Origin of the sequence: Streptomyces sp. A012304 (genome assembly GCF_026008495.1) — a bacterium.
Lineage (GTDB): Bacteria > Actinomycetota > Actinomycetes > Streptomycetales > Streptomycetaceae > Streptomyces.
Map to the genome: position 1 here is coordinate 1 of NZ_BQUN01000129.1, position 883 is coordinate 883.

The 883-nt window shown below is 74.1% G+C and carries 1 protein-coding gene; it reads right to left on the minus strand.

The annotated features are described in order from the left end of the window. Positions 1-883, minus strand: an 883-nt coding sequence (locus ALMP_RS32950; protein WP_264935123.1) for a polyketide synthase, incomplete at both ends; no start/stop codon positions are given.

Here is an 883-nt window from a genome sequence, read left to right on the forward strand (position 1 = left end):
GCAGCGTCTTCGGCAGCACGCCCTCGCGCATCGCCATGACCGTCTTGATCACCCCGGCCACGCCGGCGGCGGCCGTGGTGTGGCCGATGTTGGACTTGAGCGCGCCCAGCCACAGCGGCTCGTCGGCGTGGCGTTCCCGGCCGTAGGTGGCCAGGAGGGCCTGGGCCTCGATCGGGTCGCCGAGTTCGGTGCCGGTGCCGTGTGCCTCGACGGCGTCCACGTCCTGGGCGTCCAGCCGGGCGTCGGCCAGTGCCTGCCGGATCACCCGCTGCTGGGAGGGGCCGTTGGGCGCGGTCAGGCCGTTGCTGGCGCCGTCCTGGTTGACGGCGGAGCCGAGGACGGTCGCCAGGACGCGGTGGCCGTTGCGCTGTGCGTCGGAGAGCCGTTCGACGAGCAGCAGGCCGATGCCCTCGGACCAGCCGGTGCCGTCGGCGGCGGCGGCGAAGGGCTTGCAGCGGCCGTCGGCGGAGAGCACCCGTTGCCGGCTGAAGTCGACGAACAGCCCGGGGTTGGCCATCACCGTGACGCCGCCGGCCAGCGCCATCGTGCACTCTCCGGTGCGCAGCGCCTGGACGGCGAGGTGGAGGGAGACCAGGGAGGAGGAGCAGGCGGTGTCGACGGTGACGGCGGGGCCCTCCAGTCCGTAGGTGTAGGCGAGGCGGCCGGAGGCGACACTGGCGGCGTTGCCGGTGCCGAGGTAGCCGCCGAGTTCGTCGGGCACCTCCATGCCGGCCAGGTAGCCGATGTGGGCGGCGCCGACGAAGACGCCGGTGGCGGAGCCGCGCAGGGTGGCCGGGTCGATCCCGGCCCGTTCGAACACCTCCCAGGAGGTCTCCAGCAGCAGCCGCTGCTGCGGGTCCATGGCGAGGGCCTCGCGCGGGGA